Here is a 25,922-nt window from a genome sequence, read left to right on the forward strand (position 1 = left end):
ACGGCGACGGGCGATGGCTTGGCCATTGTCCCTGACATACTGGCACGCCGCGGTCAGGATCATCGGTAGATTGATCGGGCGTCCGTTGGAGACGTTGGTGCGCTCGAGGACAACGTGCTCCTCGTGGCCTTGGGTCGATCGAAGCGGGCTCACCATTTCTAGGGAGGGCGGTCCGCTCGATCGCAGCAGGAGGCGTGTCGTAACCGGCCTGCGCGTGGCGGCTCGGTCGCCGAAGAGGGGGCCCGGGCGTACGAAGGAATTGACACCTCGACGGCCACCAGGACGCTCCCGAGGCGCTCGACTCGGCGTCCGCCGTATCTTTGTCTTTCGCGCCTGCGGCCCCAGATTCAGCTCCAGCTTGATTCCCGTCGTCCTCCCAGGAAGCAGCCATGTTCCTTGTCGAGCAGCCACCTGCCAAACTCCGTTCTGCCTTCGTATCGCGTCGAGAAGGGTGAGCACCTTGCGCATGCAGGCCGGGCCAGCAGGCCTCGAGCACCGACCAGGATAGGCTGGCAGCCACGGGCGAACAGCGGGCTTGATGATCGGAACGAGCTTGCTCGCCTCCCCGGTGCTGGTGTCAGGCCGGGCAGCCGACCGATCGCCTCGTGAACTACCCGGGCCGCTACCTCCACCCGCCTGGCATGGATTCCCGATTTTGTTTTGACGGCGATGAGCGCCGGCGGTACGTTGGTCTGACCAAAGGGCAACATGACGAATGCCTCCCGCTTCCGAGAGGCGCTGCGGGCGCGCTCGTTCGCGACGATCCGCCCGCGGGTGGTCGAGGAGCACCGGGCGCTCCTTCGCGCCGTCGAGCGCGGTAACGCGAAGTCGGCCGCGACGCTCCTCAGGGCGCACCTCTCGGAGTTCTACGGCACATGAACCCGCTCGACGAACTTGCCCTCATCCTGGGCGACGGCCTGGTGACGGATCGTGACATCATGGAGGGCTATCGCCGCGATCAGGCCCTCTGGGCGCCCGGCGGCTGGCCCATTGCGGTGGCGCGGCCGGCCTCGACCGCCCAGGTGCAGGCGCTGGCGCAGTGGGCGACCCGGCACCGCACCGCGCTGGTGCCGCGCGGCGCCGGGACCGGGGTGGCAGGCGGCGCGACCGCCACCGACGGCTGCGTGGTGGTGAGCTTCGAGCGCATGAACCGGATCCTCGCGATCGACGAGGCCGCGATGCTCGCCGTCGTCCAGCCTGGGGTGCTCAACGGCGAGCTCAAGGCCGCCGCGCACGAACGGGGGCTGTGGTATCCGCCCGACCCGTCGAGTTACGCCGTCTCGACCCTCGGCGGCAACGTCGCCACCAATGCCGGCGGCCTGTGCTGCGTGAAATACGGTGTCACGTCCGATTACGTGCTCGGCCTCGAGGCGGTCCTCGCCGACGGGACGGTGCTCCGGACAGGCGGCAGGAGCCGCAAGGACGTCGCCGGCTACGATCTGACGCGGCTCCTGGTCGGCTCCGAGGGCACCCTCGCGCTCATCACCGAGATCACGCTGCGCTTGCGCCGGCGGCCCCCGCGGGCGACCACGCTTGTCGCGACGTTCACCTCGCTAGAGGCCTCGGGGCGGGCGGTCGCGGCGATCGTCCGGTCGGTCGATGCGTCGATGCTCGAGATCATGGACCGCACGGCCATCCGCGCCGTCGAGCGCTTCCGCCCGCTCGGCCTCGACACCGAGGCTGCCGCGATGCTGATCGCGCAGAGCGACGCGCCCGGGTCCGCCGAGCTCTCCTGCATGCAGGCGGCCTGCGAGGCCGCCGGCGGGACGGTGATCGCCACCACCGAGGACGAGAGCGAGGGGCAGATGATGCTCACCGCGCGCCGCCTCGCGCTCACGGCGGTCGAGCAGCTCGGCACGGTGCTCGTCGACGACGTCGCCGTGCCGCTGCCGCAGCTGCCGGAGATGCTCCGTCGAGTCGACGCGATCGCCGCCGCGACGCAGACCACCATCGCGACGGTGGCGCACGCGGGCGACGGCAACCTTCACCCTCTGGTCGTGTTCGACGGAAAGGACGCCGCGGCCGAGGCGCGCGCGGTCGCGGCTTTCAACGAGGTGATGGCGCAGGCGCTCGGCCTCGGCGGCACGATCACCGGCGAGCACGGCGTCGGCACGCTCAAGCGCGGCCTCCTCACCCGCCAGCTCGGCGCGGCGTCGCTGGCGCTGCACCGCCGCATCAAACACGCCTTCGACCCGGGCGGCATCCTCAACCCCGGAAAGGTGATCGACAGCTGACGTGGCGTGATGTCCGCGCTGCGCGGCGCCGCCTCGCTCGGCGGCGCCGCGATCACAGCCCATCACAGCATCACAGCCCGGTGTAGATCGTGGCGAAGGAGGCCGCCTCGCCGCGGAGCAGCAGGCTGAGACGCGGGTTCGGCACCTTGAAGGTGTGGATCTTGGCGTTCCGCACGTCGAGCACCGCGAAGGCGCCGCCCGGCGTGCTCTCCGCGAGCCCGTTCATCAGCAGGTTCAGCACGACCGAGACGCGCTTGGACGACAGCGGCTCGCCGCGGAAATACATCTTGATGACGTGGGGCGTGCCATCGATGACGAGCCCGAGCTCCGGATTGACGTTGATCTCGAGATCGCCCAGGCGGTACGTCGACGCCGGCGGCTCGAACCACGTCATCTTCGCCGAGGCGAGGAACTTGCGATATCCATTCACGACCGACGGGTAGATGCGGCGGCGCCGCTCGTCGTGCTGCGCGGCGAGGAAGCCGTCGAGCACGCTGGTGGGCTTTCCGCTCCTGTGCATGTCAACGATCGCCTCTCGCACCTGCCTGTAAAAGTCCGTGTAGAGCTCGTCCTTCCGTTCCTTGAACTCCCTGACGCCGGTCAGCTTGGGCGTCCCGGCCTTGAGAACGAAGTCGACAAAGTACGTGAGCGAGATCTTTTCCATGAAGTCTCCTGCAAAACGAAGCATTCGGGCGCGCCATCGACACGCGTCGTACGAGAGACACGCCGTCGCGCCGCGTCCTTGGTGTCTACCATGGATAGTCATCTTCGACCCGTCGGGAAAGGGATCGGTCGGACGGACATTGTCCCAACCTGTCGAGGGCGGACGGATGCGCCGCGGGTCGAAAAAATATTGTGATTACAATAGTTTACGTGGGTGGTTGGGCGCGCTTCACCCGCCGGCGCGGGGCGCCTCCCGACCGCGCGAGTGGCCATGACGAGAGGTGGCGCGCGCGGCGAAGGTAATCGACAGAATCCAGCTGTTGTCCAGGGGATCTCCTGTGGAGAACCCCTGTGGAGAACTGGAGAGGAGGGGGCGTGATCGAGGCGTGGACCCGGTCGGACATGGTCTGTCATAACCACGTGCTCCTTGGCGCTTGACGCTGCCCGCGGGCGGAGGATGGGGCCGGAACGCCCCCGGAGCGTCTGGACTTCCCGCCCCCTCACGATGTGTTTGGCTCTGCGCTGAGCCTGTGTTTCGAGGTGGGCTCAGCGCGCGCGTGGTCGCGCCGTCGCGACGGAAGGATTCCTGCTCCGCTCTCCCTCGCCTCGGGCATTCCGCTTGCGTGCGGCGGTCGGCCGGCCAGACTACGCCGCCGTGCTCGCCATCGAAGCGTCCTCCGTGAGGAAGGTCTACCGCGGCTTCTTCCGCCGGAGCGGCGGGCAGACGGCGCTCGCAGGCCTCGACCTTGCCATCCAGCGCGGCGCCGCGTTCGGGCTCATCGGCCTCAACGGCGCGGGCAAGACGACGTTCATCAAGACGCTGCTCGGCGTGGTGCGCCCGACGAGCGGCGCCGTGCGCGTGCTCGGCGGCGAGCCGGAGGACCCGGGCGTGCGCGCCAGGATCGGGTACCTGCCGGAGCGGCTCTTCTTGCCCAGCGCGTTCACGCCGCGGCAGTTCCTCGCGAGCGTGGCCCGCATGAAGGGCCTCTCGCCGGGCGAGGGCGCGCTGCGCGCGCTGGCCGAGAGGGTCGGGCTCGGGGTCGACTCGGACCGCAAGATCGGCGGGTTCTCGAAGGGGATGCGGCAGCGCCTCGGGCTCGCCGCGGCCTTGCTCGGGCAGCCGGAGCTCCTCGTGCTCGACGAGCCCACCGACGGCGTCGACCCGCTCGGCCGCGCCGAGATCCGCAGGATCCTGGGCGAAGAGCGCGCGCGGGGGGCGACCTTGTTCCTGAACTCGCACCTCCTGTCGGAGACCGAGCGCATCTGCGATCGCATCGGCATCCTGGCGGGCGGGCGGCTCGTGCGCGAGGGCGCGCTCGTCGAGCTGTGCGGCAGCGAGACGGCCTACCGCGTGCGGTTCGCGGATGGCGTCGACGCGGCGAGGATCGCCGCGCTCGGGTTCCGTCAGGTCGACGGGGAGGGCGGGTGGCGCCTGGAGGCCGAGAGCCCCGCGGCGCTCAACGAGGCGCTCGATCAGGCGCGGCGCGCCGGCGCCCTGCTCGTCGAGCTGTCGCGGGACCTGCGCGACCTGGAGGACGTGCTGACCGAGGCGCTGGGCGCGGGCGGCGCTCGCGGAGGTGCGGCGTGAGGGCGGCGCTGAGCGTCGCCGGCGACCTCCTGCGCGAGGCCTCGTCGCGGAGGTGGTTCCTCGCCCTCGGGATCGGCGTCACGATCGCGCTCGTGGTGATCGGGAGCGCGCTGCAGCTCGAGGTGGTGGACGGCGCGCTCGCGGCGACGCGGCTCTTCGGCAAGGAGGTCGGCCGCGGCGAGATCCGCTCGGTCGACGTCGCGCTCCGCTACGTGGGCCGCGCGCTGGCGTATGTGCTGTTTTACGGGGGGCTCGCGTTCGGGATCGTCTCCTGCGCCGATTTCGGCCCGAGCCTGCTGGCGCCGGGGCGCATCGAGCACCTGCTCTCGCTGCCCGTGCGGCGGTTCGAGCTCCTGCTCGGGACGTTCCTCGGCGTGCTCGCGCTCTCGCTCGTCAGCACGCTGTACGGCGCCGTCGGCATCACGGTCATCTTCGGGCTGAGGGCGGGCGTGTGGATGGCGAGCCCGATCGTGGCCGCGTTCCTCGCGAGCGCGACGTTCGCCGGCATCTACGGGGCGATGCTCACGACCGCGGTGATGGTGCGGAGCGCCGCGCTGTCCGCGGCGGTGGGGATCGCGCTGTTCTTCCTCGGCATCATCGCGGGGTACCGCGAGCAGCTCGACTCGTTCTTCGAGCCCGGCCTGGCCCGCTGGGCCTTCCGCGCGGCGACGCTCGCGCTGCCGCGGGTGTCGGCGCTCGCCGACGCGTCGGCGGAGTTCGCGGTGGCGACGGCGATCAAGGGGGATGTGCTCGCCAGCCAGGTGGCAGGGCTGCTCATCTTCGGCCTGGCCGCGCTCGCGGTGGGCATCCACGTGTTCGAAGAGAAGGATTTCTAGGGTGGAGCGGCGATGCTCGACGAGGCGGTGAGCGATCGAAATCGGCGGCTCCGCGGCGCCTGGGCGGGGGTGACGACCCGATGAGACCGATGAAGAAGCGGGGCGTGTGGCTCGCGGCGGCGATGGTCCTGCTCGCGCTCGCCGCGTGGCTGATGTCGCGCGGGGACAAGGAGAAGCCCACGGTCCGGCCCCGGAAGATCGAGTTTCCGCGCTACCCGAAGCCGGCAGAGGTGGAGCGCGCCAGCCGTCGCCGCACGCTGCCGCCGCTGTCTGCCCCGCCGCCCGGCGTCGAAGCGCCGCAATGGAAGCGCGACCCGGTGCTCGCCGCCCTGCCCGCCGATCCGAAGCGCTCGGCCATGGTGTTCGAGATCGAGGCGCTCAAAGAGTCGCCGATCATGCAGATCTGGCTCGATTGCATGCTGGCGCGCGGCGACGAGCGCGCCGGCGTCGCGCGCTTGAAGGACCGATACGGGATCGACGTGCTGGAAGACGTGGAGCGCGTCGCCACGTCGAGCACGGGGCTCATGGTGCTCCAGGGATCGTTCGAGGGCGCAAAGTTCGAGCGCGAGCGATGGACCACGAGGACGTACGGGGAGAAAGGCATCCTCTACGAGGAGAAGGATACGGGCAGGGTCGTCGCGACGTGGGGGCCTGACGTCCTGCTGTTGAACCCGCGTGCCGAGCCCGATCTCGTCGAGGATGCGATCGATCGACTCGAATCGACCGACCCTGCGCAGGGCTCCATCCTCCAGGAACACCAGGCCTACAGCGACGTCTATGGAGTGCTCTCGCCCGATGATCTCTCGAGGATGCTGCCGTCGGACCAGGACCAGCTCGCCGCGCGGATCCGAGAGACCGTAGAGCGGGTGGAGATCCACGTCGACGCTTCGGAGGATGTCGCCGTCGTCGCCGAGGTCGCCGGCCCCGCTGGCCAGGAGATGGAGGACCTGTCGAAGCTGTTTGGCGCCGCGCTCTCCATGGGGCGGCTCAACGCGAAGCGCGAAGACAACGACGAGCTCGCCGAGCTGCTCGACCACGCGAAGGTGGAGACGCAGACGCGGCGCCCTCCCTGGGCGAGCAAGCCGGAGGAGCAGCGCTTCTCGGTCGACGTGGCGCTTCCCGTCGAGCTGCTGAAGAACCTCGGCCCGTGTCGTCGAGACCGGCGCGATCCGGACGGCGACATCGAGGCCGAGCCCCAGCCAGCGCCGCCGCGGTGACGCGGGCCGCGCAATGCCTCGCGAGCCGCACATCCCTGGGCGACACCCTATCAGGGCCAGGATGGCCCTGGCGATGCGGTATCAGAGCGGCTGATACAGCTGGATCAGGTTCCCGCAGGTGTCCGAGAACACCGCGATCATGACCGGGCCCATCGGCGTGGGCTCCTGGGTGAACGCGACCTGGTGCTCCTTGAGGCGAGCGAACTCGGCCTTGAGGTCCGACACCTCGAACGCGGTGAGCGGGATGTTCTGCGCGAACATCGCTTGTTGAAATGTCTTCGCCGCCGGGTTGGCGTTCGGCTCCAGGACGAGCTCCAGGTCGTCGGGACCCTCCGGCGAGACCACGGTGATCCACCGGTACTCCCCGACCGGGAAATCGCTCTTCTTCTTGAAGCCGAGCACCTCCGTGTAGAACTTGAGCGCGCGTGTCTGGTCCTCGACCATGATGCTGTTGAGCTTGATCCTCATCGATCGCCTCGCTGAGCTGATGGTTCGGGCCGACTCTGCCAGGGCCGCCCGGCTCACGCTTCTCGAAAACTGCGAAACGCGCCCAGCGGCAGCTGGCCCATCAGGGTGAGACAGCCGGGGACGAGCTCCCACGGGAGCCTCCCCGGCACCTGGACCATCGCGCGCACGCGGCGCCGGTACGCCGACGGCGGCACGCCGATCCGCTGCGCGAACAGCGCGCTGAAGCTGCCGAGGCTGGAGAACCCGACCTCCATGCACACGTCGGTCACCGAGTGATGTCCAGCCGCCAGGAGCTGCTTGGCCAGATCAAGGCGCCACCGGATGCGGTACTGGTGCGGGGTCACGCCGAACACCGCCTCGAACTGCCGGATGAAGTGGTAGGGTGAGATCGCCACCTCCCGCGCCACGTCCTCGATCGAGAGCCTCGACTCGCGCACCTCGGAGAGCAGGTCCCGCGCCCGACAGAGGTTCCTCAGCGCGTCGTGTCCGAGCAGCATCGCCGGCGACCAGGATAGAGCGTGGCGGCGGCGGGCTCAAGCGACCCCGCCGGAGGGGCGCGCGAGGCGGGGCCGGGGAAGACGAGGAACCAGGCCGACCGGGCCGCGCGCGCCACAGAGCGAGTGTCGGCCTTGGCCGAAATTGCAGCTTCATTGTCTTTTGGGACAGACGCGCCGTCTGGTACCCACTGGCGACGCGGCCGCGGGCCGTCTGCGGGCTCGGGCGCTGCGCCGCCGTGACGGCGCTTCGTGACGTCCCGAGCCAGGCCCAAGCAAACCCGGGAGGAGCCAATGAATGCGATCGAGCTACCCGAGATTCCGGACAGCAACCTTTGCGCCGAGGCGACCGAGCACGCCAGGGCCGTCAGCGCCCCGTTCCTCTTCAACCATGTGGCGCGCACGTACGTCTTCGGCGACGCGCTGGGGCAGCTCCGGGGGCTGTCGTACGACCGTGAGCTGCTCTATCTGGCGTGTGTGTTCCACGACCTGGGCCTCACCGACTCGGCCCCCGTCGAGACGCGCTTCGAGGTCGAGGGGGCCGACGCGGCGAGGGCTTTCCTGGCCGCGCGCGGGGTCGGCGCGCGCGAGCAGGAGATCGTCTGGGATGCGATCGCCCTGCACACCACCGTCGTGATACCCCAGCGAAAGCGCCCCGAGATCGCCCTCTGCCAGATGGGCGCGGCCATCGACGTCGGTTACGCGCCCCGGACGCTCCTGCCCGATGGGCTCGTCGAGGAGGCGCTCGGGCGCTATCCGCGGCTCGGCTTCAAGGAGGCGATGACCTCCGCGCTCTGCGGGCTGCTCCGCCGAAACGAGGCGGCGGCCACCTCGTCGGTCGTGGCCGACGTCGGCGAGCGCAGGCTCGACGGGTTTCGACCCATCCACTTCTGCGACGTCATCGCGGGCGCGGCGTTCGACGAGTAGCGCTCGGAGGAGCCCAGAGAGCTTCAGAGAGCGAACAGAAAATCGACGAACGAGCGGGTCGCGCCGTCGAGGCCGAGGTACTTCTTGCCGGCGGCGGGCTCGATGACGAAGTATTCGTCCTTGGCGTGGGCGCCAGAGCCGTGCCCGAGGCCGACGTGGCCGGCGGGGAGCTCGAGCGGCTTTCCAGTGAAAAGGTAGCCGGGCCAGGAGCCGCCGAGGCGCGGCCAGATCACCGGGTCGAGGCCCGCGGCCTTGTAGACGGCGAGCTCGGTCTGGATGGGCCGCGCCTCGAGCGCGGTGTCCGTCGGGTCGTAGCTTCCGATGTTCTTGATAACGATGTCCTTGTAGCCGCGCCTGTCGAGGTGCTTGCGCAGCTTGGCGAGCACGTCCTTGGCGGTCATGTCCGGCACCAGCCGGATATCCATCTTGGCGAAGGCGCGGTGCGGCAGGATGGTCTTCGAGCCCTCGCCGATGTAGCCGGCATAGAGGCCGTCGATGTTCACCGACGGGCGCGAGACGTACCGCTCGAGCATGGCGCGCTCGTCGAGGTCGTTCACCCACCTGTCGACCCCGAAGACCCTCTTCCAGTCGGCCTCGTCCCAGCGCGCCGCCAGGTCGTCGAGCAGCTTCTTTTGCTGGCTGGAGACCGGGCGAACGGCGTCGGTGAGCCCGTCGATCATCGGCTCGTTGCCGTCCGCCGAGACAAGCGTGCCGAGCGCCTGCACCAGCCGCCAGGCCGGGCTGTCGACGACCGCCTTCATGCTGGAGTGGATCTCCCCGTCGCGCGGGCCGCGCCCCCACGCCTTGCCGCTCGCCTCCAGCTCGACGTAGACGATGCCCTTCGCGCCCAGGACGACGTTGACCGTGCCCGACAGCGATTGGTCCGCCGCCGGCATCATCACGCCCTGACATTTCTCGAGCGCCTTCATCACCTCATCGTTCCACACCACCTGCGAGAAATGCGGCGAGCCGAGCTCCTCTTCCCCCTCGGCGACCACCACCAGGTTGACCGGCAGCTTCAGGCCGGCGGCGCGCACCGCGTGCAGCGCGGCCAGGAACGCCCCCTGCGGTCCCTTCTGGTTGACCGCGCCGCGCCCCACGATGACCTTGCCGACGCCGGCCTTGTCGACCAGCCTGGCGGCGAAGGGCGGCGAGGACCACTCCTTCTCTTCCACCGGCTGTACGTCGTACATGAAGTAGAAGCCCATGGTCTGCTTCGCGCCGGCGTCGAGCGTCGCGAAGATGCCCGGGTGTCCGTCGGTCTTCATCTTCTTGACCGCTCCGAAGCCGGCTTCGCGCAGGAGATCCATCGTCAGGTCGCAGCACTCGGCGATGCCGACGTTCTGCGCCGAGATCGACGGCTGCTGGATCCAGCGCTGGATGCGCTCGATCGACTGCCTCCGCTGCTCGGTGATCTTGTCGTATACCGGGGAAAGGTCGACGGCCTTGCCACTCGCGCCCCTGGCGAGGCGGGGAAACGAGGCGAGCAGTCCGGAGGCCGCGGCGCCGGCGATGAAGGTGCGGCGATCGATGTCCAGCATGGCGCGCAGCTTAAAGCGCGTCGGCCGGGAACGGTCCTCCCCCCGCTTTCATGGACACCCTCGTTGCGCGGCGGGGATCAGCGTCTGATCTCTTCGTCCCCGTCTTCTGGAGGCGGAGAGCGCTCGCCCGCGGCGACCTGGAGCTCGCGGACGATCGAGAGGAGCGCTGGACAGCAGAAGCGCTCGACCACGGAGCCGTCGGGCGCGAGCTCGAAGCTCGGCGGGTCGCCGTGCACCGGGCAAGCCACGTCGGCGTACCTCGACTCGAGATCTTTCAGGACGCTCTCGTCGACCTCGCGGACCTCGCCGCTCGCAGCCGCCCCCTCGTTCCCGTAAGTTGACATGCGGCGCACGGTAGCAGGAACGGCGCCGCGCCTCTCACGGTGCACGGGACCCAGGCGACCTCTGCCATCGATGCAGGGACGCCAGCGCCCACCGGCCTCGACCATCGAGGCGCCGCGACCAGAGCGGCTGCCCGAAATCAAGAGGACAAAATAGCAGCGCCGCCGGGCGCCTCGGGGGATTAGGCGGAGGCCGCCGGCGGAGCTGGTCCCCGATTAAGCATCCTCCGTACCAAGTACACCCTTCGGAAAATCCCCTACTTATGTCTCGGGCGCCGATCGGGCGGGTTTCGATTCTGCGAGGAGCCGGCTTGCACGGTTGCAGGATCGCGACGTCGCTCGCCCTCTTCCGTGACCGCCCCGTCGCCGGCTAGCGTCGGCGACATGAACCGCCTGCGCACCACCTCCGCCGTCACCCTGGCGCTGCCGCTGCTCGCAGCGTGCAGCGCCCCCGCGTCGAGGCCGCTGGACAAGCCGGCCGCGTCCCCGGCCGCTGCGACCTCGCCCCACGCCGCGCCGGAGGCGCCCCCCGGGCCGGGGCGGCTTCGTTATCCGGCGACCGCGAAGCGGCCCGTGGCGAGCGAGTACCATGGCACCCGGGTCGTCGACGACTACCAGTGGCTGGAGGACGCGAGCTCCCCCGAGGTGGAGCGCTGGGTCGCCGAGCAGAACCAGCTCTCGCGCTCCTACCTCGACGCCATGCCGGCGCGCGGCGCCATCCGGGCGCGCGTGCAGGAGATCCTGTCGGCGACCTCCGCGAACCACTACGCGCTCGACGAGGCCGGCGGGCAGATCTTCGCGCTCAAGAACCAGCCGCCGAAGCAGCAGCCTTTCCTCGTCGTCCTGAGCTCCGTGAACGACCCCGCCTCCGCGCGGACCCTCGTCGATCCAGAGGTCATCGACCCGAAAGGGCACACGACCATCGACTGGTTCGTCCCTTCGCGCGACGGCAAGAAGGTGGCTGTCTCCCTGTCCGAAGGCGGCACCGAGAGCGGCACCGTGCGCGTCTACGACGTGGCGACAGGCAAGGAGACGGGCGACACCGTCCCTTACGCGAACAGCGGCACCGCGGGCGGCAGCCTGGCGTGGACAGGCGACGGCAAGGGGTTTTACTACACCAGGCACCCTCGGCCCGGGGAGCGCCCGCCAGAGGACATGGGCTTCTTTCAGCAGATCTATTTCCACAAGCTCGGTACGCCGGACAAGGACGACAAGTACGCGCTCGGCAAGGAATTCCCCCGCATCGCCGAGGTGGAGCTCACGACGAGCGAGAGCGGCAAGCTCGTGCTCGCCAGCGTGCAGAACGGGGATGGAGGCGAGTACTGGCACTATCTCCTCGACGCTTCGGGCAAGTGGACGCGCTTCGCCGACCTGCCCGACAAGGTCATCCGGGTCGTGTTCGGCGCCGACGACCGGCTCTACCTCCTGTCGCGCAAGGACGCGCCGCGCGGCAAGGTGCTGCGCCTCTCGCCGGGCAAGCTGGACCTCGCCAGGGCGGAGCTCGTCGTGCCCGAGAGCGAGGCGGTGATCCAGGACTTCTTGCCCACGACAGGGCGGCTCTACGTCCGCGATCTGCTCGGCGGCCCGTCGCAGGTCCGCGTCTTCGATCTGAAGGGCAAGGCGCTCGGGACGGTGCCGATCCCGCAGGTCTCCTCGGTGCGGCAGCTCGTGCGTACGCAAGGCGACGACATGCTCTTTCGCGGCGTGAGCTACACCGAGCCGGCGGCCTGGTTCGCGTACTCGGCCAGGGACGGCAAGGTGGCGAAGACGCCGCTCGCGATGACGGCCCCTGTCTCCTATGCCGACGTCGACGTCGCCCGGGAGGCGTGCACATCGAAGGATGGGACCAAGGTTCCCATGAGCATCCTGCGCCGGAAGGGCACACCCCTCGACGGGACCGCGCCGGCGCTCCTCACGGGATACGGCGGCTACGGGACGAGCATGGCTCCCGGGTTCAACCCGCTCTGGCGGTTGTGGTTTGACCAGGGAGGGGTGGTCGCGATCGCCAACCTGCGCGGCGGCGGCGAGTTCGGGGAGGCGTGGCACCGCGGCGGCAACCTCACGAGGAAGCAGAACGTCTTCGACGACTTCGCGGCGTGCGCGCAGCACCTCGTCGACGAGCGGATCACGAGCCCACTGCGCCTCGCCATCCTCGGCGGCTCGAACGGCGGTCTGCTGATGGGAGCGCAGCTCACGCAGCACCCGGAGATGGTCAAGGCGGTGGTGTCGCACGTCGGCATCTACGACATGCTCCGGGTGGAGCTCACGCCGAACGGGGCGTTCAACGTGACGGAGTTCGGCACGGTGAAGGATCCCGAGCAGTTCAAGGCGCTCCATGCCTACTCGCCGTATCACCACGTCGAGGCGGGCACCGCGTATCCGGCGATCCTGTTCCTGACCGGCGCGAACGACCCGCGGGTGGATCCATGGCACTCGCGGAAGATGGCGGCGCGGCTGCAGGCGGCCTCGTCGGGCTCGGCGCCCATCCTGCTCCGGGCGAGCGGCTCGACGGGCCACGGGGCCGGGACGCCGCTCTCGGAGGAGATCGAGCAGCAAGCCGACGTGTTCGCGTTCCTCTTCAAGGAGCTCGGCCTCGACGCCCCGCCGGCCAAGGGGGACGCGGCGCCCCGGTGATGAAAGGTGATGGAACGGCCGCGGCCGCCCCCGCCCGGGGCGCGGCCGCGGTTCGCTCGCTGCGCGTCTCCCTCTACCAGCTGGTGAAGTAGGCCCACGCCTCGTTTCCGGCGGAGGCCTGGAAGCAGTATCCGCCGTTCCGCTTCGCGGGCAGGGTGATGTTGCCGCCGTTGCACGTCACGCTCGTGCCGTTGACCGCGAACGTGCGGCCGCCCGCGAAGTTGCCGCAGTTGGCGCCGCTCAGGCTCGCCGTGGTCTCGAAGCAGCGCGCGCCGGTGCCGAGGTTGCCCGAGCTGTAGCTCGCGCTCGAGTACACGGTGGGGCCCGTGCACAGGCTGCTGCACGGCGCCGTCCCGGTGCTGGGCTGGCAGACGCCGGCCACGCAGCTCAGGCTCGTGCAGTCCGCGCCGGTGACGCACGCCTTGCCGTTCGCGCAGTCGGCCGTGCACGTGCCGCCGCAGTCGACGTCCGTCTCGGTGCCGTTCTTGACGCCGTCGGTGCAGGTCGGCGCGGTGCCGCCGTTGATCACGCTCACGCCGAGGCCCTGGAGCCACGTCGTCACCGGGTAGCGCGCCGCGGTGTCGAGCCGCGTGTGCCAGTTGGTCTGCGAGGGAGCCGGGCCGCTCCAGCCGGACGGGAACGTGTAATAGGCGTTGACGCCCACGACCACGAGGTCGGTCGCGCTCTGGCGATAGAGCGGGCCGCCCGAGTCGCCGGGGCACAGGCTGGCATAGCTGGTGCTGCTGGCATAACCCGGCGTGAGCACGTACGCCGCCGCGACGTCGTTGATCGTGGGGCCGGAGACGTACGAGCCAGGGTGATCCAGGATCGAGGCAGGCGCCGCGTTGAGGTTCTGGAGCTTGAACAGGCCGCCGCCCCCGCCGCTGGGGTCCTCGCAGCCATAGCCGGTCGCCACGACGGGATCGCCCACCGCGACCGGCGCCCCGTCCACCACGGCCGCCGGGATCGTCGGCGAGAGCTCGTTGACGACGACCACCGCGAGGTCGGGCGCGTTCCCCGGGTTGAGGACGTTGACCCCGCAATCGTTCGCTCCCCCCGCCAGCGCGGCGGCGCAGACCTCGAGCCACTTCGGGTGGATGTATGTCTGCTGGATCGTCAGGTTGACGTACGGCGAGATCGGGGGCGTGTTGTCGGCGCTGACCGAGTAGGAGCCGCCCGGCCCGTAGCCCGCAGCCACGGTGGCGGCGTATTCGTCGTCCACGCAGTGAGCCGCGGTGAGGAAGTGACGCGGTCCGACCTTCGCCGCGGTGCAGCCCGGGCCGAGGACCGTCGATGGATACTGCGATTCGAGCGCCGGCTGCCCGCCGATCAGCGCGTCGTCCGCCGCGCCAATCTGCTCGGAGGTCTCGTCGTAGCCCTCCACGCTGCAGGCGACCAAGCACAATGAGAGCAAAGCATATACAGGTGCGCGCACTGGTTGCTTCTCCTGTCGCCCCGAGTGTCTCGACGCCCCGCGCCCCCGCGTCATATCGGTGCGACGGGCAGTGTTTATGGCGACGGTTGGCGCCCTTCCAACTCGAATGCATCATGGACCTCATGCAAGGCGTGCATGCCGTCGCCAGATCGCCACGACCGCGTCGCAGGAGCCAGGGGCCGGAGGCCAGCCGAAGGAGCGCCGCCCGCGCCCCCGCGGTTCGCCGCGCCGGCCATGGCGCCCCGGCGCCTCCACGGCCGCGATCCCGGGTCGGGCGGGGCGCGCCGCCCGCTCACAGCGGTGAATTCTGAACCGATTAAGTCTTCTGCTCGCGCGCCGGCCTTGCGCTGCACGGGACGCGGCGCGGCCTGAACCTCACCGACCCGCCGTTCTCCATCTGGTTGACGGCGCCGTAGCCGGACGAGCGCTCACCGCCTGCGGGAGGGAGCCTCTCCAGGGGGCAGCGCCGCCGGCCGATGCGCCGCTCCCCGTTCGCCTCGCTCGGGCGCGCGCGCCGCGACCGCCGCGCTCCGCTGCGCCGCCCCGCGGCGCGCGGCGAGGGCCCGGGTCAGCCCCTCGGCCAGCGTCGCCGCGGTGTCGAGGCCGCCGAGGTCGACGCCGAGCTCGACGAGCGTCTGCGCCAGCGCGGGCGAGACGCCCACCAGGGTGCAGGACGCGCCGAGGAGCCGCGCTGCGGACGCCGCCCCGACGAGCTGCGCGGCGGCCCGGGCGTCGAGCGCCGGCACGCCGGTGATGTCGAGCAGCACCTGCGCCGCCTGCTGCGCGGCGATCGCCTCGAGCAGGCGCTCGAGGAGCGCGCTGGCCCGCGCGTCGTCGATCATGCCCACGATGGGGAGGCAGAGCACGCCGTCCGCGACGCGGATCACCGGGACGCTCATCGCCTGGATCGCGTCCCGCTGCGCCGCGATCACCCGCACCGTCTCTTCGAGCTCCCGGTTCCGCGCCTCCAGCGACGCCTGGAGCGCCCGCTGCTCCTCGATCAGGGCCTCGTATTTGTGCTGGATATCGGCCGCCTCCGGGACGGCGAACTGAAACAGCACGCCCTCGAAGCCGTCCCGTGCGTCGGGCACCGGCACGCCGAAGGAGCAGACCCACACCGCTCCGCCCGCCTTGCCCGTGAGGTCATCGACGAGATCGGTGTCGTAGCTGATCGGCGGGATCGCGACCTCCTCGCCGCGAAAGAACCGCTCGACGTGCGGCATGATGCCGTTCTCGACGAGCTGCCGGTCCTCCAGCATGTTGTAGTTCATTTGCAAGAAAACCTCGGCTGGGGCCCGCCAGAGCGCTTCCCAGCCGGGATTGACGGCGTGGGTCCTGCCGACGGGGTGGTGGATCGACACGCTGAAGCAGCGCGCCGCCATCAGCGCGCGCCATCTGCGTGCGTCCGCCCGCAGCGATTCCATTTCCTGCTCCATCGCCTCCAGGCGGCGAGCCAGCTGAGCGCTACCGTCGTCCCCCTCGTATCCCATATGCCCGAGTGTTCCCCGAGCGGCGCCGCGCTGTCCAGCGCCGCATCGGGCGAACGGGCGAACGCTGCGCGGCCGGCGGCAGCGAGGGCGGGTTCCTGTTGCGCGATCGCCGCCTCGTCCAGGGGCTCACCGCGAGCGGTGAACATCGGACCGGTCGCGGCGGAACCGTGCTGTCGTCGGAAGATGAAGGAGGACCGACAGGTACGTGAGCGTGCGCCCCGCGGCGCCTCACCTGCTGATCAGCCCTTCTCCGGCGAGGGGACGGCTGGCGAGGGCGCCATCGGTCTTTGCCAGCTTCGAGGAGGCACATGAAGGCGAGCGTGTACACGGAATACGGCCCACCGGACGTTCTTCAGCTCGAAGAGGTCGATATTCCTCCCGCCTTCATCTAGAGATCTCCGGGCAGACGACACCGTCTCCCCGGACGGTTCACCTCGTGGAGAACGAACGATGACGACCCCCCGAGAGATCCTCGACTTCTACACGCGCCCTGCGGCGATGACGTCCGGCGGCGCGCACGCGCCCAGGTTCGACGAGCTGCCGGGCGACGTGGCCTCGCTCGTGCGCGTCGTACAGGGCCTCTTGCTGCACCTGCACTGGGCGCAGGCCTATGGCGTGGAGCTCTCGGACGAGCGCCGCGGCGAGTCCCACCTCCGCCCGACGGACAGGATGCTGGATCGCCTCCTCGCGCACGACGATCGGCCGCTCTCCGCTGCCCGGCCGCTCGACACGCGCCTCGTCGGCACCTGCCGTGATTTCACGGTGCTCCTGGTCGCCCTGCTGCGCGCGAAGGGGATCCCTGCCCGCGCCCGCTGCGGCTTCGGCGGCTATTTCCACGCCGTCGACCTCGTGGACCACTGGGTCTGCGAGTACTGGAACGCCGCCGAGGCGCGCTGGGTCCTCGTCGACGCGCAGATCGACGACGTTCAGCGTGCGGCGCTGAAGCCCGACTTCGACGTGCTCGACGTGCCGCGCCACCGCTTCGTGATCGCGGGCGACGCCTGGGCGCAGTGCCGCGCCGGGGAGGCCGATCCGTCGAAGTTCGGGATGTTCGACATGCGCGGCCTCTGGTTCATCAGCGGCAACGTCCTGCGCGATCTCGCCGCGCTCAACAACATGGAGATGCTGCCGTGGGACGACTGGGGTGCGATGATCGGATCCGACGAGCCGCTGCGGGACGACCAGCTCGCGCTGTTCGACCGGCTCGCGGCGATCACCCGCTCGCCCGACGCGCGCTTCGCCGAGCTGCGCCAGCTCTACGAGGGCGACGAGCGCCTGCGGGTGCCGGCGGTCGTCTTCAACGCCGTCCTCAACCGTCAGGATTCGCTCTAGAGCGGCGGTCACCCGCTTCGGATACGGGCCCACCTCGACGTTTTCGGTGCTCAGCGCACCGGAGTGCGCTTGCGCGCCGAAAACGCCGATCTGGGCCCGTCTCCTGTGCGGGAGACCGCCGCTCTGCTCGGCATGGGGCTGAGGTGGGCGGAAACCGGTACGGGCGCGCCGCGCTCGGGCTACCCGTGGCGGCTCGGAAAATCTCCCACGGCGGCCTCGCGCGCCCTGACCGCGCTGCGGAAGGCGGCGTAGCTCCAGCTCAGATCGCTCACGCTGCACTCATACCCGTTGTCGCGATCGAACTGCTCGCTCAGCTGGAGGCGATCGGAGTGGTAGATCACCGCCTCGAGCATCCTGTCGCCCGCGTCGATCAGCTTCGCCGCGATGTCCGGATCGGCGGGATCACTCACGCCCACCTGCGCGAAGAACTTCTGCGTCGTGGCGTTCACGACCACGGCGCCCGGGGAGCTCTTGATCTTCGCCGCGAGCATGAAGTAGAGCTCCGCGAAGTTGCACGTCGTGAGCGCCCACGGGTGACCGGCGTCCGGACCAGCATCCGACTGGTTGCCGTCGTACGTATCCTCCGGGTACCGCCCGATCATCGGCCCCCTGCTCCGAGGCAGCGCCCGATCGGCGTCGTTGATGCGGTACCGCAGGTCGCCCTGGACGAACGCCTCGCGCACCAGCGCAGCCGTCGAGAGCAGCACCGGGTCCGCGCAGCTCGTGGATCCGTAGACGACCGACATGACGACATCCACGTTGAGCGTCGCTCCCCTGCCATCGCTGGGTTTGCCGTTCGGTCCGGTGATGGACGCGTAGTACGGCTGCCCGTCGTAGGTGCCCTGGTGCGTCGCCATCTGGCTGCCCAGCCACTCTGCCGCCGCCCACATGTCGTTGGTGTACGGAGAGAGCCCGAGCTCGTCGGCGCGGCCGATCAGCGAGAGGAACGCCTTCCGCTGCACGGAGCGGGCATAGAAGCTGAATCCGGCCGTCTCCTCCCAGAGGTTGTGCGTCTGTTCCTTGTACGCCGAGAGGAGGTACCGGGTGTCCTTCTCGATGATGGACCTGGCCGTGGCGAGCGCCTGCAGCGACAGCCGATCCTCGATGGCGAGGAGCGACAGGATGCGGTGCGCCGGGCCATCCGTCTGCGAGGTCCAGTTGTCGCGCACGGTGCCGTCGATGTGGAAGCACGCCAGCGCGAACCTGCTCGCGCGCTCGGCGTTCTCCTGGCACAGCGCCGAGAACATCGTGTAATCCTCGCAGATGTTCCGCGCCATGAAGACCGGGTTGTCGAGCGCCTCCGGAATGCAGATGGCCGCGTCCCGGATCCAGTGGTGCACATAGTCCTGGTCGGTCTGACCCCTGTCGTCCGGCAGGGACGGGGACGCGAGCACGCACCCCTTGACGGACTGCATCGCGCCCTTGCTGAAGACCCAGGTCCCCGTCGCGAAGTTCCGCAGGAGGAGCACCTGCATGTACTTGCTGATCGCGTCGAACGATACGGACGAGACGTCGACGCTCGTGCTCAGGTAGTTGAATGAGCTGGCCATGAAACCCCCTCTCTCGTGGTTTGTTCGTTTATAGCGGGGTGCCGATCCGCGCGCTAGGCGTACGGCGGTCGCGCACCGCGTCACTCGGCCATGGGAGCGTCACGGCGTTGTCGTCTGGTCTCTGAGCATCGCGCTCCGCGAAGAGGCCCCGGCCGTCCGCCACACGGCGCCGCGTTCGCCGGGCGACCGCGGGCGACGCCGACCCCGGATGTTCGCCGTTGCGAACAATCCGCCCCGCCGTGCACAGTGGGCGCATGGTCGACCCGCTCTTCGACGATCTGCCCGCCCTGCTGTGCTTCGCGCGCGTCGTGGAGCGCCGCTCGTTCACCGCGGCCGCGGCGGAGCTCGGGGTGTCGAAGTCGATGGTGAGCACCCGGGTCGCGCGCCTGGAGGAGCGCCTCGGCGAGCGCCTGCTCGTGCGCACCACGCGCAAGCTCACCGTCACGGACGCCGGCATGAACCTCTATTCGCGCTGCGCGCGCGTGCTCGAGGAGGCCGCCGCCGCGGTGCGGGGCGCGTCCGACGCCGACCGGGGCCGCATCCGGCTCAACGCGCCGGTCAGCTTCGCGCAGATGTACCTGGCGGAGCCGCTCGCGCGGTTCCTCCGGGCGAGCCCGGGCGCGCACGTCGAGCTCATGCTGAACGACCGGCTCGTCGACCTGGTGGAGGAGCGCGTCGACCTGGCCATCCGGATCACGAAGCTCAAGGACTCGAGCCTCGTCGCGCGCCAGCTCGCCACGACGGCGCTGCACGTGGTCGGCGCGCCGGGCTACCTCGAGCGGCGGGGGCGGCCCGAGCAGCCGGGAGATCTCCTGCGCCACGACTGCCTGCGCTACCTCCACCTGCGCGTCGAGGACGAGTGGCGCTTCTACGGGGCCGGCGGGCGCATCTCCGTCCCCGTCTCCGGCCCGCTGACGGCGAGCAACGGGACGGCGCTCCGCGAGGCGGCCGTGTCCGGGATCGGCCTCGCGGTGCTGCCGCGCTTCATGGTCGACGAGGACCTCGCGGCCGGGCGCCTGGTCACGCTGCTCGACGCGTTCGCGCCCCGGCCCATGGGCATCTACGCGGTGCACGCGGCCGGCCGGCGCCCGCCCGCGCGGGTGCGGCGGCTCGTCGAGCACCTGGCGGCTGCGTTCCGCGGGATCTCATGGGCGTAACGGCAGATCGTTCTCCCCCGAGAACAATTCGTTCCCGGGCGCGCTCTACCGTGGCGCGGCGCCAGGGCTTACTCCTCGGGTCATGGAGGCATCACCCATGAACCGTGTCGACACGATCCTCTCCGTTCCCCGCTCGGCCGAGCTGGCCGCGCTGACGTTGCGCCTCGGGCTGGGCGCCGTGTTCCTGGCGCACGCGCTCGCCAAGCCGCTCGTGTACACGCTGCCGGGCACCGTCGCGTTCTTCGCGGCGAGCGGCTTTCCGGGCTGGACGGCGTATCCGGTGTTCCTCGCCGAGCTGCTCGGCGGCGCGGCGCTCCTCGCCGGGCTCAGGACGCGCCTGGTCTCGCTCTTGCTCCTGCCGGTGATGATCGGCGCGCTGCTCGTGCACCTGCCGAACGGCTGGATGTTCGCGGGCCAGGGGGGCGGCTGGGAGTACGTCGCCTTCCTGATGATCGCGCTCGGCGCGCAGGCCTTCCTCGGCGACGGCGCGTTCGCCGTGAGCCGGCTGCAGCGCAGCTAGCAGCTCGTCGCGCACGGTCGAGGAGGGCCGCGCGATCTGCGCGGCCGCTCGCGCCGCGTCACGGCAGGTTGGCATCCATCCAGGCGAGTCGGGCCCGCAGGAAGTCGCGCATGCCCTGCAGCTGCCCCTCCCACGTCGGCGCGGTGGGGCCGCCGAGGAAGCCCTCGCTCGACTCGATGACGTCCGACACAGGCCACTTGGCGAAGTCGCGGACGACGGCCTGCGAGAGCGGCGCGCTCAGCCTGTTCATGCGCTGCTCGATCGCGGCCTCGGACAGGTGCGTCTGGCGAAGCGCCGTGTAGCGCGCCTTCACCTGCGCCATGAAGCTCGGATCCGCGGTGAGCTTCTGATACCAGTTGTTGACGTTTCTCGTGCCGCTGAAGCGCCAGCCGGTGTCGTCGCCCGATTGCGGCGTCGCGCTCTGGGCGCCCACGCCGCCGAGCGCGAAGTTGTAATCCCACAGCGGGCCGGCCTTGAGCTTCTGATCGCGATCCTTGAAGTAATAGGCGCTCCGCACGTAAGCGTCCACATTGAGCGTCAGCTCGCTGATGATCAGGTAGTCGATGAACGACGGCACGTCGATGTACGACGAGTAATCACCGATCGGCGTCTGATGGACGCTGTCGTGGAACTCCTGGATGTACTGCGTCAGCCAGGTCTTCTGCTCGTCGTTCAGGGGATCGGGATCCACGACCTCGAGATCGATCCAGCACGTGCCGCCCTCGTCGGGGCGGGGGCCGCCGAACCCGCCGAACGACGGGAGCGGATCCGAGCCGGTGCAGGCGAGCTTCGGCTCCTCGGCGGCCGCCTGGTCGAACTTGAAGATGTAGCCGCCGCTGATGTCCGGCAGTCCCCGGTCCGTCTCCTTGAGCTCCTTGAGATCGGTGCGGACCTTGTTGTTCTTGATGGTCTCCGAGACCCAGTAGATGCCCTGGTAATCCGCCTCGCCGATGGCGCGCGCATCGTAGTTCAGATAGACCTCGGCGAACTCGACGCGCGGCGCCTGGAGGCCCATGTCGCGGCCCAGGGTGAACGTGAATGGATTCCGGATCAACGTGCGGTCGTAGTAGGGAGGGATCAGCGCCCAGTCCGAGTCGGCGGGCATGCCCAGCACCGGGTAGTCGAGGTCCTTGTCGTCGTTGTCCCACAGCTCGAGCTTGTACGGCGTTTGCGGGAAGCTCTGCGACGATTGACCGCGCACGTGATACCCGCCGCGCATCGCCATCGTGGGCAGCGAGGCGATCGACGCCACGCCGTCGACCGGCTCCCAGATCATCACCGCCGCGTCGAAGTAGACCTCCTTGTCGGTCGGCTTGCCCATGCCGTAACCGTCCACGATCACGATGGGAATATCGGACGTCGCGTCGATGGTGCGCGCGATGTAGAGGCCGGTGCTCACCGCGCCGGTCGCGGCGCCTCCCACGAACGCCTGAGCGCGGACCTGCGTCGTGGCGGTGAGGGGCACGGGCTCGCCCGTGTACAACGTGGAGGACGCTGTCGGCAGCAGCCCGTCCAGCGTGTAGCGGATCTCGGCCCCCTCGATCGCCGTGGACATGCCCACCTGGATCTGATCCCTGAACGTCTGGCTGGGCGTGGAGAACGACACATCCCCGATCAGGGACGGGGGCGGCGCCGCGTTGCCGTTGCCGTCGCCAGCCGGTGCCTGGCCGCAAGCGACGCTCAGAGAGATCAGGGCGAGCGAGATGGAACGGTGAAACCGGGCAAAGCGCCCTCGTTTGACCATGGTATGATTTTCCACTTCGACCTCATTCAGAGTTCAAGGATCCTCCATTCTACTGACACACAGGGCTGCCGCGCTATCCGTTTCGGGCGCGCGCACCGTTTGCACTCCTACGCCGTGATTGCGCGTCGGCCGGCGCGGGGCAGCGCCGGAGAGCCCGGCCTCGTCCCGTTCTGGCCTCTCCGGATCCGGTGCGAGCCGGCGGCACGAACGTTGATTGACCTCGTGGCCGCCGAGGACGCGCCCTGCGCGGCTGCGCTGCCGCCACGCGCGCTCACCGGCCGGCGCCTGCGCTGCGCGCGTGGGCCCACAACCCTCGAGGTCCATCATGACCATGTTCTGCAACCAGTGCGAGCAAGCATCCCACGGGACCGGGTGCACCACGGCGGGCGTCTGCGGCAAGGACGAGGACGTGCAGTCGCTCCAGGAGCTCTTGATCTACGGCGTGAAGGGCGTCGCTGCCTACGCGCACCACGCGCGAAAGCTCGGCATGCGCGACGAGCGGGTGAACGGCTTCCTCGAGGAGGCGCTCTTCTCCACGCTGACCAACGTGAGCTTCGACCCCGAGGCGCTCCTCGAGCTCTGCATGGAGTGCGGTCAGGTGAACCTCCTGGTGATGAGGCTGCTCGACGAGGGCCACCGCCTGCGCTTCGGCGAGCCGCAGCCGGCGATGGTCCGGGAAGGCACCGTGGCGGGCCCGGGGATCCTCGTCTCGGGGCACGATCTCTCGGACCTCGCCGAGCTGCTCCGGCAGTGCGAGGGGACGGGCGTGAGGGTGTACACCCACGGCGAGATGCTGCCGGCGCACGCGTATCCGGAGCTCGCGCGCCACCCGAACCTCGTCGGGCACTACGGCTCCGCGTGGCAGCACCAGAAGATCGAGTTCCAGGCGTTCTCGGGGCCGATCCTGATGACCTCGAACTGCGTGCTCGTCCCGAAGGAGGCTTACCGCGATCGCCTGTTCACCTCCGGCGTCACCGCGGTGCCCGGCGGCCGGCGCGTGCGCGGCGGCGACTTCTCCGAGGTCATCCGGGCGGCCCTCGCGAGCCCGCCGCTGCCCGACCACTTCGTCCGCGAGACCGAGGTAGGCTACCACCACGAGGCGATCCTCGCGCACGCGGGCGCCATCGTGGAGGCGGTGAAGGCCGGGAAGATCAGCCGGTTCTTCCTGATCGGCGGCTGCGACGGCCCCGAGGCGGCGCGCAGCTACTTCACGGACTACGCCGCGCAGACGCCTCGGGACTCGTTCATTCTGACGCTCGGTTGCGGCAAGTACCGTATTCGCAACCAGGACCACGGCACCCACCTCGGGCTGCCGCGGCTGCTCGACATGGGGCAGTGCAACGACGCCTACGGCGCCCTCCGCGTGGCCGGCGCGCTCGCCCAGGCGCTCGGCTGCGGGGTGAACGAGCTGCCCCTCACGCTGGTGATCTCGTGGCTCGAGCAGAAGGCGGTGGCGGTGCTCCTCACCCTGCTCAGCCTGGGCGTGAAGGGCATCGTGCTCGGGCCGCGCCTGCCGGCGTTCCTCTCGCCGAACGTGCTGCGGGTCCTGCAGCAGCGCTACGATCTCCGGCTGACCGGCAGGGCGCCGTCGAGGGACCTGCTGCAGCTCCACAGGGCGCCCGCGAGCGCCTGAGCGCGGGCGCGCCCGCGCCCGACGTCTGCTGGCTCAGTGCGATGTCGTGTACTTGAACTCGAGGATCGCCCCCGGGTTGTCCAGGACCGTCGTGACGCCGCCGGTCGGCCCGCTCGTGTTCCCCGTGGTGTCCGTGATGATGTAGAAGGTCTTGCGATCCGGGCTCATCGCGAGATCGCGGTACCGGTTCGTGGTCTGGAAGAGGACGACGGGCTCGCCCTCCACGGACTTCCCGTTCGGGCTCAGCTTCACCTGGTACACAGCGCCCTTCTTGAGGGAGGTCATCAGGAGAGAGTTCCCCCACCCGCGGATGCCGTGCCCGGCAGGGTAGTAGTGGAGCGAGGAGGGCGCGATCGTCGGCCAGCAGATGTACTGGCTGAACCCGCACGCCCAGTCGAAGAAGACGTAGTCGTTGGGGACGGTGTAGAAGGTGAGGAGCGGCTCCTTGAAGTCCGGATGGCTGAAGGCGCTCTCCAGCTGCCGCGGCACGGACGGGGGAGGAGCGAAGTCGCTCCAGGCGAGCTCGTTGCACGGCGTCGGGCTCGACGCCGACCAGTTGTCGTACGTGTACGCCTGGTCGTCCTTGTAGCCGGCGACGTACGGCCAGCCATAGTTCTTGCCGGCCTGGATGAGGTTCAGCTCGTCGTCGCTCTTCGGCCCGTGCTCGTTCGCGTAGAGCTTGTCGCCCCGGCCGAACGTGAGGCCCTGCGCGTTGCGATGGCCGTACGAGTAGATATGGCTGCGGACCCCGTCGATCTTCGGGTTGTCCTTCGGGATCGAGCCATCGACGTTCAAGCGCAGGATCTTGCCGACGTATTTCGACCAGTCGTGCGCCGCGACCTCGGCCGCCGTGGGCAGCTCCTGCGCGCGGTTCGGGTTGCACATCCTGGCGAACTGATTGTTCCCCTGATCCCCGATGGTGTAATAGAGCTTCCCATCGGGGCCGAACAGGAGCCGCGCGGAGTTGTGATCGTCGCTCCCCGGCAGGCCCGTGATGACGTCGACAGGGCTCCCGAGGGTCTCGGTCGCCCGGTTGTACGTGTAGCGGCGGATCTTCGTCCTGCGGTCCACCGCTGGATCTGCCGCGACGTTGTAGGTGAAGGACACGTACACATAGTCCTTCCCTTTGTGCTTGAGCAGATCCGGGTGCAGCGCCAGGGCCAGCAGCCCGTCCTGACCTCCCGACTGGAACGCCTCCGGGATGGTGATAGCGGTCTTCTGAAGGCCGTCCTCCGGCCTCACGCGCACGACCCGCTTCGCGGTGCGCTCGGTCAGCCACAGGTAGCCGTCCGGCCCCCAGACGATCCGCATCGGAAACGAGAGATCCCGTACGATCTCGCGCGAGGTGAACGCCGGCTCCTCGCCGGAGCACGCCTCGTCGCCATCGCCGAGATCCTCGGTATCACCGGCCTCGTCGGCCTCGTCGGCCTCGTCGGCCTCCTCGGTGACGATGGCCTGAGCATCGGATTCGAGCGGCTCGTCCACGTGACCCGCCTGATCACATCCGGTGAGGCTCCAAGAAGCCGTGGTAAGCAAACCAACTTGAGCCAGAACGACAGCCAGGTTGCGTGAGATAAAGGGCGACATAGGACCACCTCCCTGTCTTGTTCAAGTGATTTTCAAATGTCGGTGCTGGCCAGATCCCACCGCGCCACGGCGTGGCGGACGCGCTGGGCAAATTTCGGCACGCAACCGGGGATCGCATGACGTCCGGTAGTGCCCTCCCCGGTTAGAGTAAGGTCTTTACTATAGCAAATCTGGAGCTCGTCTGCACTGACATCGTTGATTTGCGATACTGGTGGACGATATTGTGCGCAGACGAGCCACTGTGTCGTTCCTGGCGCAGACATGGATGCTCCGGTCGGCTCGAAGTCCCAGGGCGAAGCGCGACCTGCGTTGCGGCGATCCTCCGCTGACAGCGCGTGGCGCTGCGGAGGTGCTCTTGCGAGACGAAGACGGGGACTGGTCAAATTGGGATAGGGAGGCGGGGGGGCAGGGAGAAAAACTTAGTAAATCTCCCGCCTCCCCGTCTCCCTGTGATCGTCCTCGGCAAGGGCGACCACCATCCGGAGATGAGCCTCCGGGGCGCCGAGGAGCGAGCCCTTCTCGCTCTCGTGG

At 69.4% G+C, this 25,922-nt stretch carries 21 protein-coding genes; 11 read left to right on the forward strand and 10 right to left on the reverse strand.

Annotated features, from left to right (window positions below; genetic code table 11):
• Positions 1-708 precede the first annotated feature (708 nt).
• The gene (locus POL72_RS24100) at positions 709-879 is read left to right on the forward strand and encodes an FCD domain-containing protein (RefSeq protein WP_272097868.1); all 171 of its coding nucleotides are present in this window, start codon (positions 709-711) and stop codon (positions 877-879) included.
• Positions 876-2,234 (forward strand): FAD-binding oxidoreductase, encoded by a 1,359-nt coding sequence (locus tag POL72_RS24105; RefSeq protein ID WP_272097869.1) that lies wholly within the window; start codon positions 876-878, stop codon positions 2,232-2,234. Before POL72_RS24100 ends, POL72_RS24105 begins: the two co-directional genes overlap by 4 nt.
• A 70-nt stretch (positions 2,235-2,304) precedes the next feature.
• On the opposite strand, the gene POL72_RS24110 is transcribed toward POL72_RS24105, so the two are convergent.
• Entirely contained in the window at positions 2,305-2,898 is a 594-nt protein-coding gene (locus tag POL72_RS24110; RefSeq protein WP_044963911.1) for a hypothetical protein, read from the reverse strand.
• 678 nt (positions 2,899-3,576) lie between these two features.
• Here POL72_RS24110 and POL72_RS24115 point away from each other — a divergent pair.
• The 3 genes from POL72_RS24115 (at position 3,577) to POL72_RS24125 (ending at position 6,538) form a co-directional block, all read left to right on the forward strand.
• Complete coding sequence (locus tag POL72_RS24115) at positions 3,577-4,485, forward strand: ABC transporter ATP-binding protein (RefSeq protein ID WP_272097870.1); 909 nt, start codon at positions 3,577-3,579, stop codon at positions 4,483-4,485.
• Positions 4,482-5,321: an ABC transporter permease gene (locus POL72_RS24120; protein WP_272097871.1), complete on the forward strand. Its 840-nt coding sequence runs from the start codon at positions 4,482-4,484 to the stop codon at positions 5,319-5,321. The genes POL72_RS24115 and POL72_RS24120 overlap by 4 nt, the downstream gene beginning before the upstream one ends.
• A gap of 89 nt (positions 5,322-5,410) precedes the next feature.
• Positions 5,411-6,538, forward strand: coding sequence for a hypothetical protein (locus POL72_RS24125; protein ID WP_272097872.1), 1,128 nt, complete (start codon positions 5,411-5,413; stop codon positions 6,536-6,538).
• Between the two features lie 81 nt (positions 6,539-6,619).
• On the opposite strand, the gene POL72_RS24130 is transcribed toward POL72_RS24125, so the two are convergent.
• On the reverse strand, positions 6,620-7,006 hold the full coding sequence (locus POL72_RS24130; protein ID WP_272097873.1) for a VOC family protein: 387 nt from the start codon (positions 7,004-7,006) through the stop codon (positions 6,620-6,622).
• A gap of 53 nt (positions 7,007-7,059) precedes the next feature.
• Entirely contained in the window at positions 7,060-7,503 is a 444-nt protein-coding gene (locus POL72_RS24135) for a helix-turn-helix transcriptional regulator (RefSeq protein ID WP_272097874.1), read from the reverse strand.
• 291 nt (positions 7,504-7,794) lie between these two features.
• Between POL72_RS24135 and POL72_RS24140 the strand changes: the two genes are divergently transcribed.
• Complete coding sequence (locus tag POL72_RS24140) at positions 7,795-8,427, forward strand: HD domain-containing protein (protein WP_272097875.1); 633 nt, start codon at positions 7,795-7,797, stop codon at positions 8,425-8,427.
• 23 nt (positions 8,428-8,450) lie between these two features.
• Here the strand turns inward: POL72_RS24140 and POL72_RS24145 are convergent, their stop codons facing one another.
• Together POL72_RS24145 and POL72_RS24150 are read right to left on the reverse strand one after the other, a co-directional pair.
• A complete protein-coding gene (locus tag POL72_RS24145; RefSeq protein ID WP_272097876.1) occupies positions 8,451-9,968 on the reverse strand; it encodes a M20/M25/M40 family metallo-hydrolase in 1,518 nt (505 codons plus the stop codon).
• A 77-nt stretch (positions 9,969-10,045) separates the two neighbouring features.
• Positions 10,046-10,312, reverse strand: a complete 267-nt coding sequence (locus POL72_RS24150) for a hypothetical protein (RefSeq protein WP_272097877.1) — start codon at positions 10,310-10,312, stop codon at positions 10,046-10,048.
• A 381-nt stretch (positions 10,313-10,693) separates the two neighbouring features.
• Here POL72_RS24150 and POL72_RS24155 point away from each other — a divergent pair, with 381 nt between their 5' ends.
• Positions 10,694-12,943 (forward strand): prolyl oligopeptidase family serine peptidase, encoded by a 2,250-nt coding sequence (locus POL72_RS24155; protein ID WP_272097878.1) that lies wholly within the window; start codon positions 10,694-10,696, stop codon positions 12,941-12,943.
• Positions 12,944-13,016: 73 nt separating this feature from the next.
• On the opposite strand, the gene POL72_RS24160 is transcribed toward POL72_RS24155, so the two are convergent.
• Both POL72_RS24160 and POL72_RS24165 read right to left on the reverse strand, forming a co-directional pair.
• Positions 13,017-14,342, reverse strand: coding sequence for a trypsin-like serine protease (locus POL72_RS24160; RefSeq protein ID WP_272097879.1), 1,326 nt, complete (start codon positions 14,340-14,342; stop codon positions 13,017-13,019).
• 464 nt (positions 14,343-14,806) lie between these two features.
• Positions 14,807-15,649 (reverse strand): STAS domain-containing protein, encoded by an 843-nt coding sequence (locus tag POL72_RS24165; protein ID WP_272097880.1) that lies wholly within the window; start codon positions 15,647-15,649, stop codon positions 14,807-14,809.
• Between the two features lie 669 nt (positions 15,650-16,318).
• On the opposite strand from POL72_RS24165, the gene POL72_RS24170 reads away from it, so the two are divergent.
• On the forward strand, positions 16,319-17,200 hold the full coding sequence (locus tag POL72_RS24170) for a transglutaminase-like domain-containing protein (protein ID WP_272097881.1): 882 nt from the start codon (positions 16,319-16,321) through the stop codon (positions 17,198-17,200).
• Positions 17,201-17,379: 179 nt separating this feature from the next.
• On the opposite strand, the gene POL72_RS24175 is transcribed toward POL72_RS24170, so the two are convergent.
• Positions 17,380-18,750 (reverse strand): glycoside hydrolase family 15 protein, encoded by a 1,371-nt coding sequence (locus tag POL72_RS24175; RefSeq protein ID WP_272097882.1) that lies wholly within the window; start codon positions 18,748-18,750, stop codon positions 17,380-17,382.
• A gap of 254 nt (positions 18,751-19,004) precedes the next feature.
• Here POL72_RS24175 and POL72_RS24180 point away from each other — a divergent pair, with 254 nt between their 5' ends.
• Together POL72_RS24180 and POL72_RS24185 are read left to right on the forward strand one after the other, a co-directional pair.
• Positions 19,005-19,907: a LysR family transcriptional regulator gene (locus POL72_RS24180; protein ID WP_272097883.1), complete on the forward strand. Its 903-nt coding sequence runs from the start codon at positions 19,005-19,007 to the stop codon at positions 19,905-19,907.
• 97 nt (positions 19,908-20,004) lie between these two features.
• Positions 20,005-20,427 carry a DoxX family protein gene (locus POL72_RS24185; protein ID WP_272097884.1) on the forward strand — a complete coding sequence of 141 codons (423 nt, stop codon included), beginning with the start codon at positions 20,005-20,007 and terminating at the stop codon, positions 20,425-20,427.
• Between the two features lie 58 nt (positions 20,428-20,485).
• Here POL72_RS24185 and POL72_RS24190 read toward each other — a convergent pair whose 3' ends face one another.
• Entirely contained in the window at positions 20,486-22,171 is a 1,686-nt protein-coding gene (locus tag POL72_RS24190) for a CotH kinase family protein (protein ID WP_272097885.1), read from the reverse strand.
• A gap of 325 nt (positions 22,172-22,496) precedes the next feature.
• On the opposite strand from POL72_RS24190, the gene hcp reads away from it, so the two are divergent.
• Positions 22,497-23,804, forward strand: coding sequence for a hydroxylamine reductase (hcp, locus tag POL72_RS24195; protein ID WP_272097886.1), 1,308 nt, complete (start codon positions 22,497-22,499; stop codon positions 23,802-23,804).
• 33 nt (positions 23,805-23,837) lie between these two features.
• Here hcp and POL72_RS24200 read toward each other — a convergent pair whose 3' ends face one another.
• On the reverse strand, positions 23,838-25,289 hold the full coding sequence (locus POL72_RS24200; protein WP_272097887.1) for a glucose/sorbosone family PQQ-dependent dehydrogenase: 1,452 nt from the start codon (positions 25,287-25,289) through the stop codon (positions 23,838-23,840).
• Positions 25,290-25,922: the final 633 nt, after the last annotated feature.

Origin of the sequence: Sorangium aterium (genome assembly GCF_028368935.1) — a bacterium.
Taxonomy (GTDB): domain Bacteria; phylum Myxococcota_A; class Polyangia; order Polyangiales; family Polyangiaceae; genus Sorangium; species Sorangium atrum.

What these genes read in the sequence shown, in the direction of transcription:
- POL72_RS24100 (WP_272097868.1), top strand. Translation starts at nt 709, where the DNA reads ATGACGAATGCCTCCCGCTTCCGAGAGGCGCTGCGGGCGCGCTCGTTC.
- POL72_RS24105 (WP_272097869.1), top strand. Translation starts at nt 876, where the DNA reads ATGAACCCGCTCGACGAACTTGCCCTCATCCTGGGCGACGGCCTGGTG.
- POL72_RS24110 (WP_044963911.1), bottom strand. Translation starts at nt 2,898, where the DNA reads ATGGAAAAGATCTCGCTCACGTACTTTGTCGACTTCGTTCTCAAGGCC.
- POL72_RS24125 (WP_272097872.1), top strand. Translation starts at nt 5,411, where the DNA reads ATGAAGAAGCGGGGCGTGTGGCTCGCGGCGGCGATGGTCCTGCTCGCG.
- POL72_RS24130 (WP_272097873.1), bottom strand. Translation starts at nt 7,006, where the DNA reads ATGAGGATCAAGCTCAACAGCATCATGGTCGAGGACCAGACACGCGCG.
- POL72_RS24135 (WP_272097874.1), bottom strand. Translation starts at nt 7,503, where the DNA reads ATGCTGCTCGGACACGACGCGCTGAGGAACCTCTGTCGGGCGCGGGAC.
- POL72_RS24140 (WP_272097875.1), top strand. Translation starts at nt 7,795, where the DNA reads ATGAATGCGATCGAGCTACCCGAGATTCCGGACAGCAACCTTTGCGCC.
- POL72_RS24145 (WP_272097876.1), bottom strand. Translation starts at nt 9,968, where the DNA reads ATGCTGGACATCGATCGCCGCACCTTCATCGCCGGCGCCGCGGCCTCC.
- POL72_RS24150 (WP_272097877.1), bottom strand. Translation starts at nt 10,312, where the DNA reads ATGTCAACTTACGGGAACGAGGGGGCGGCTGCGAGCGGCGAGGTCCGC.
- POL72_RS24155 (WP_272097878.1), top strand. Translation starts at nt 10,694, where the DNA reads ATGAACCGCCTGCGCACCACCTCCGCCGTCACCCTGGCGCTGCCGCTG.
- POL72_RS24165 (WP_272097880.1), bottom strand. Translation starts at nt 15,649, where the DNA reads ATGAACTACAACATGCTGGAGGACCGGCAGCTCGTCGAGAACGGCATC.
- POL72_RS24170 (WP_272097881.1), top strand. Translation starts at nt 16,319, where the DNA reads ATGACGACCCCCCGAGAGATCCTCGACTTCTACACGCGCCCTGCGGCG.
- POL72_RS24175 (WP_272097882.1), bottom strand. Translation starts at nt 18,750, where the DNA reads ATGGCCAGCTCATTCAACTACCTGAGCACGAGCGTCGACGTCTCGTCC.
- POL72_RS24180 (WP_272097883.1), top strand. Translation starts at nt 19,005, where the DNA reads ATGGTCGACCCGCTCTTCGACGATCTGCCCGCCCTGCTGTGCTTCGCG.
- POL72_RS24185 (WP_272097884.1), top strand. Translation starts at nt 20,005, where the DNA reads ATGAACCGTGTCGACACGATCCTCTCCGTTCCCCGCTCGGCCGAGCTG.
- POL72_RS24190 (WP_272097885.1), bottom strand. Translation starts at nt 22,171, where the DNA reads ATGGTCAAACGAGGGCGCTTTGCCCGGTTTCACCGTTCCATCTCGCTC.
- hcp (WP_272097886.1), top strand. Translation starts at nt 22,497, where the DNA reads ATGACCATGTTCTGCAACCAGTGCGAGCAAGCATCCCACGGGACCGGG.